This window comes from Verrucosispora sp. ts21 (assembly GCF_002879555.1).
GTDB classification, from domain to species: Bacteria; Actinomycetota; Actinomycetes; order Mycobacteriales; family Micromonosporaceae; genus Micromonospora; species Micromonospora gifhornensis.
In genome coordinates this window covers 1-5,066 of record NZ_PNOZ01000151.1, presented here as the reverse complement: position 1 = coordinate 5,066, position 5,066 = coordinate 1, and the positions used below count along the sequence as shown (strand labels likewise).

Genomic DNA, 5,066 nt, shown 5'->3' with positions numbered 1-5,066 from the left:
TGCCCCGGCCTGCCCGGTGCCGCCCGGCCCGGTGCCGGGGTCGGCGCCGGTCCGGGCCGCCGCGAGCCGGCGGGCGGTGAGCAGCGGGTCAGGTCGCAACAACAGCAGCAGTACGCCGGCAGCCAGCAGGAACGCCACAGTGCTGAAGGCGAACGGGCCGGACAGTGGTGGCAGTCCCAACCCCCCGCCGGCCCGGTCGGCGAGCGCGGCGAAGTTCGGTGCCGCCACCGCGCCGACCGTGGTGGCCCAGACGATCAGTGACAGTTGCCGAGCCCGACGGTCCGGTGCGGCAAGATCGACCGCGGCGTAGCGGGCCTGGAGATTGGCCGCGGAGCCGCCACCGAACATGAGCATGCCGAGGAAGAGCAGCGGGATCGACCCGCTCGTCGCGGCGAGCACCACCAGGGCACCGCCCACGGCCCCGACACCGTACGCGAACGCCAGGCCGGGGCGACGGCCGTGCCGGGTGATGATCCGGGTGACCGGGATGGCGAGCAGCGCACCGCCGACCACGGCGGCGCTCAGCACCAGGCCGGAGACCGCGGTGCCGGCGATCTCGGCAGCGAGCAGCCCGCCGACGGCGATGCCGATGGTCACCCCGATGCCACCGATGATCTGGGTGCTGAACAGCAGCCGCAGGGTGCGCCGCTGGATCGGCACGATGTCGGGCGGTGCGGATGCCGTGGTGGTCACGTCGGTGGTCACGGTTCTCCTCGGCTTCCGTCACAGTTCCAGGCCACGCCCGAGACTTTCCTCATGATCCCGATGGCGCCGCCGTGGACCGGTCGCACCCGACCCGCCGGCCAGGCTGTCGCGAGCTGCTGCATCGCGGCAAGTGTGTCAGCATTCCGCTGCCTCGCGACGAACCGGCGTACCTGCCATCGGGAGGCCGGCGGCCACGTCGAGGTGCAGCCCATGGACACTCCCCAGCAGCAGCTGTGCCGGTCCGGGCGCGGCAGGGCCGGATTCCGCAGCGGTTCCGCAGCGGTCAGGTGAGGGCTCGTGCGGCGACGGTCAGGTCGGCGACCAGTCCTTCGTACGCCTTGTCCTGGTCGTCCGCGCGGAGCACGGCGGACGGGTGGATGGTGGCCAGCAGCTGGGTCGGCGGGGCGTCCGTGGTGTCCCCGACGCTGTCCACCGGCACCCGCTGGAAATCCTCAGGGTGCTCGGCGGCGGCCGGCCAGGGCAGCAGCTCGCCGCGCTGACGGGTGACCCGGAAGCTCGGGCCCAGCAGCGCCTTCGCGGCGGTCGCGCCGAGCACCACGATGACCTGCGGGTTCAGCTTGGTGAACTCGGCGACCAACCAGGGTCGGCAGGCGGTGATGTGCACCCGGTCCGGGGTCTGGTGGATCCGCCGCTTGCCGCGCAGCTCGAACCGGAAATGCTTCACCGCATTGGTCAGGTAGATGTGGCCGGGGTCCAGCTTGGCGTCGTCGACGGCGCGGCGCAGCAGTCGACCTGCGGGGCCGACGAAGGGCAGGCCCTTCTGGTCCTCCATGTCGCCGGGCTGTTCACCGACGAAGACCACCCGGGCCGTGGCGTCTCCCCGGCCGAAGACGGTCTGTGAAGCGTTGCGGTACAGCTCGCAGCCCTGACAACCGGCAGCAGCCGCCCGCAGTTCGTCGAGAGTGTCCGCCTGCGGCGGAATGAACTGCTGGGCACCAGGCGCAATCTCGACCATGCCGACCTTTCTACCCGTCCCACCCTCCACACCACTCCCCACCCCTACTCCACCCACACCCCCCACGCAGTCGCCCCCACGCCACGCCGCCACCCCCACCCCCCACGCGCCACGCGCCACGCGCCACGCGCCACGCCATCGTCGATCACGTCGACCGCACCGTCCACGCCGACAAGACCGCGTCGATCATGCACTTCCGGTCCCCCTTTGGTGCAGATATGACCGTTACACCCCGACAGGAAGTGCAAGATCGACGGTGCTGGGGCGGTGCTGAGGGCGAGGGCGGGGGCGGGGTGGGGGTTAGTGGTCGGTGGTGACCTGGGTGCGGAGGTGGCCGCGTTGGACGGCGCGGCTGATGTCGCTGGGGGAGACGATGCCTACCAGGTTGCCGTTGGCGACTACCAGGGCTCGGCCGTCGGCGCATTCGCTGAGGCGGGGCAGCAGGTCGGTGAGCTGCTCGTCGGGGGAGGCGAGCACCAGGTCGTCGGCTCGGCAGGCCACCGCCTCCAGGGTGGTGCTGCTGCGCTGGTCGCTCGGCACGCCGCGCACCCGGTCGAGGGTGACCAGGCCGACGGGCCGTCCGTCCTCGGTCAGCGGCAGCGCCGTGTGCCGGTACGCGAACAGGTAGTTGTCGACGAAGTCGGCCACGGTCAGCTCACCCGAGGCGGTCTGCGGCTGGGGGGTCATCACCTCGCCGACCCGTACCCCGCGCAGTGCGCTGCCCATCCGGGCCTGCCGTTCCTCCATGCTGGCCGCGCCGATCAGGAACCAGCCGATCAGCGCCAACCAGAGCCCCCCGAAGCCGGCGCCGCTGAGGAACCGCCACAACCCCAGCCCGATCAGCACCACGCCGAGCACCCAACCCGCCCGGGCCGCCACCACCGACGCCCGGGTCCGGTCCCCGGTGGCCTTCCACACCGCCGCGCGCAGCAGCCGCCCGCCGTCCAGCGGCGCCGCCGGCAGGACGTTGAACAGCGCCAGCAGCAGGTTGATGCCGGCCAGCCAGGCCATCACGCCCAGCAGCAGCCCGTGCACCCCGGCCACCCCGAGGGCCATCGCGATCACCCCGAAGAACGCCCCGATGATCAGGCTGACCAGCGGTCCGACGCCCGCGATGCGCAACTCCGCGCCCGGCGTACGGGCCTCGCCCCGCAGTTCGGCGACCCCACCGAAGAGCCACAGCGTGATCCCCTGTACGCCCAGCCCGTTGCGCTTGGCCACCACCGCGTGGGACACCTCGTGGGCGAGCAGACCCAGGAAGAAGACCACCGCCGCGGCCAGACCCGCGAAGACGTACGCGACGACCGAGCGACCCGGGTACGACGCCGGGAACAGGTTCGCCGACAACCCCCACCAGATCAGCGCGAAGATGACCAGGACACTCCAGTTCACGCCGACTGGTACGCCCGCGATCCGACCGAGCCCGAAACTCGCCCTCATGCCTGGGTGATACCCCCGGAGGCTAAACCCATGCCCGGGTCGGAAACGTCGCCGCCTGCCGCAGGTGGCCGCGGCGGCTTCAGATGGCGGTGGTGATCGAACTGATCTGGTGCCAGAGCAGCGCCCCCGCCAGGCTGGCCAGCAGGGACGTGGCGGCGAAGACCGGCCACGACTTCGGGGCCCGACGGTACGCGAGCAGCACGGTCGCCCCGATCATCGCGAGCAGGACGCTGACCGTGGCGGACAGCACCCGGCCCAGGAAGAACGCGTCCAGGGCGTGCCAGGCACGGAAGATCATCAGGAACTCCAGGCCCTGGCCGGCAAGGAGCCCGAGCACCACGCCCGCAGCCACCGACGCCTGGATCCGGCTTCCCCGTCGGACGAGCGCACCAAGCCCGCCCAGCAGGACACCGGCGACGACCGAGGCGGCGAGCCAGAACGCGGTGGCCCGCCCGACCGAGGCCAGACCGTTCAGGGCGGAAGAACTGCCGTCCTCGAGAGTGCCGAGACGCCAACGGCGGCCGTGGGCGATGATCAGTCCGTAGTAGACGACCGTCGCCGTTACCAGGACGACTGTGGCGCTGACCGGCGCCAGTGCCCTGCTGGTCGTCAGGTAGCCGGTCAGCAGGGCAGCGCCACCCCAGGCAAAGCCGGTGCTGGTGAGGGTCAGCACGACCATCCCGGCGATGCCGGGCAGTTCGTCACCGACGAAGGCGAACAGGCCCAGGCCGGCCCCGACCAGCAACAACGGCGTCCACGACAGATCCCGGTACGCGATGACCGCACGCAGCGCGGTGCCGCGAGCCCGGCGCAGCCCGACCTCACCGTCGCCGGAACGGGTGATCTGGCGAGCTGCGGGACGCGCGGTGGTCATCGGTGGTCCCCACTGCCCGGCCGACAACGGTCAGCGATGCGGGTCATCATGCCGAGCTGCCCGTCCGACAACGGTCAGCGATGCGGGTTTTCATGTCGGGCGAGCATGCCACGACCGGTCAGGTTGCGCGTACCCGAAATGGCCGGTGGTCGGGCCAGGGCTGTTCGGCGGCGGTCAGGCGGTCGGGGTCGGGGTGGGTAGCGTGTCGACGACGGTCACCGGGCTGCCCGGGGGTACCTCCTTGAGCAGCAGTCGCTGCCCGGAGGGGGTCAGTCGGATGCAGCCGTTGGTGGTCTGCCGGCCCAGCTCCCCGTCGTGGTACCAGGTGTGGATGCCGATGTGCGCGCCGCGCAGGCCGGCCGGTACGGATTCCGGGTCGTCGGGCACCGAGCCAAGGGCGTAGATGTCGACGCCGCCGTAGACCGACTCCGGTGGTGGCGTACGCCCCAGCACGAAGGTGCGCCCGAGCGGGGTCTCCTGGCCGCGCTGACCCAGGCTGACCCGCCAACTGCGTTTCGCGACGCCGTCGCGGTACCAGGTGAGCCGGTACGGCACCCGCTCGACGACGATCTGGTCCCGCAGCTCGACCGTGTCGAAGCCACCGGGTGGCAGCCACGCCAGTTTGCGGTTGGCCGACGGCAGCAGCACCGCCGTCCAGCCGGCCTCGCGGCGCGCCACCGGGACGGTCAGGTCCACCCCGCTGATCGTGGGCATGAGGAAGGCGATCGGCCGCCCACCGGGCCCGTCGTACGCGGCGAGACGGCGCTGTGGGCGTACGCCCTCGGTGAGCGGCGTGGTGTCCAGTGCGTCCGGATCGTCGGGGAAGCCGACGGGTGCCGGGTCGTAGTCGATCTCCGGCAGGTGATCCGGAGCCGGCGCCGCCGGCGCGATCGTCTCGGCGCTCTCCGTCGGCACCGACGATGTCGGTGCCGACACCTGGTCGCTCGGCCGGGCCACCGGGGCCGGCCCCGCCGAGGGCGTCAGCGCCCAACCGGCGTACGCCGACCCACCCACCAGCACCGCAACACCCACCGCCGCGACGGCCCCCCGCCGCCCCCGCTCAAGAGCGGG

At 72.1% G+C, this 5,066-nt stretch carries 5 protein-coding genes; all 5 read right to left on the bottom strand.

What is annotated here, in order from left to right; all coding sequences use genetic code 11:
• Positions 1-705, bottom strand: a 705-nt coding sequence (locus C1A38_RS30200; protein ID WP_146017657.1) for an MFS transporter, incomplete at its 3' end; no start/stop codon positions are given.
• Positions 706-988: 283 nt separating this feature from the next.
• Entirely contained in the window at positions 989-1,681 is a 693-nt protein-coding gene (locus C1A38_RS30195) for a UdgX family uracil-DNA binding protein (protein WP_102661073.1), read from the bottom strand.
• 300 nt (positions 1,682-1,981) lie between these two features.
• Entirely contained in the window at positions 1,982-3,121 is a 1,140-nt protein-coding gene (locus tag C1A38_RS30190) for a site-2 protease family protein (RefSeq protein ID WP_102661072.1), read from the bottom strand.
• Positions 3,122-3,200: 79 nt separating this feature from the next.
• Positions 3,201-3,995, bottom strand: coding sequence for a DUF6518 family protein (locus C1A38_RS30185; RefSeq protein ID WP_102661071.1), 795 nt, complete (start codon positions 3,993-3,995; stop codon positions 3,201-3,203).
• Between the two features lie 174 nt (positions 3,996-4,169).
• Positions 4,170-5,027: a L,D-transpeptidase gene (locus C1A38_RS30180; protein WP_239088742.1), complete on the bottom strand. Its 858-nt coding sequence runs from the start codon at positions 5,025-5,027 to the stop codon at positions 4,170-4,172.
• Positions 5,028-5,066: the final 39 nt, after the last annotated feature.

Coding starts and splice junctions, on each gene's coding strand:
- C1A38_RS30195 (WP_102661073.1), bottom strand. CDS start 1,681: ATGGTCGAGATTGCGCCTGGTGCCCAGCAGTTCATTCCGCCGCAGGCG.
- C1A38_RS30190 (WP_102661072.1), bottom strand. CDS start 3,121: ATGAGGGCGAGTTTCGGGCTCGGTCGGATCGCGGGCGTACCAGTCGGC.
- C1A38_RS30185 (WP_102661071.1), bottom strand. CDS start 3,995: ATGACCACCGCGCGTCCCGCAGCTCGCCAGATCACCCGTTCCGGCGAC.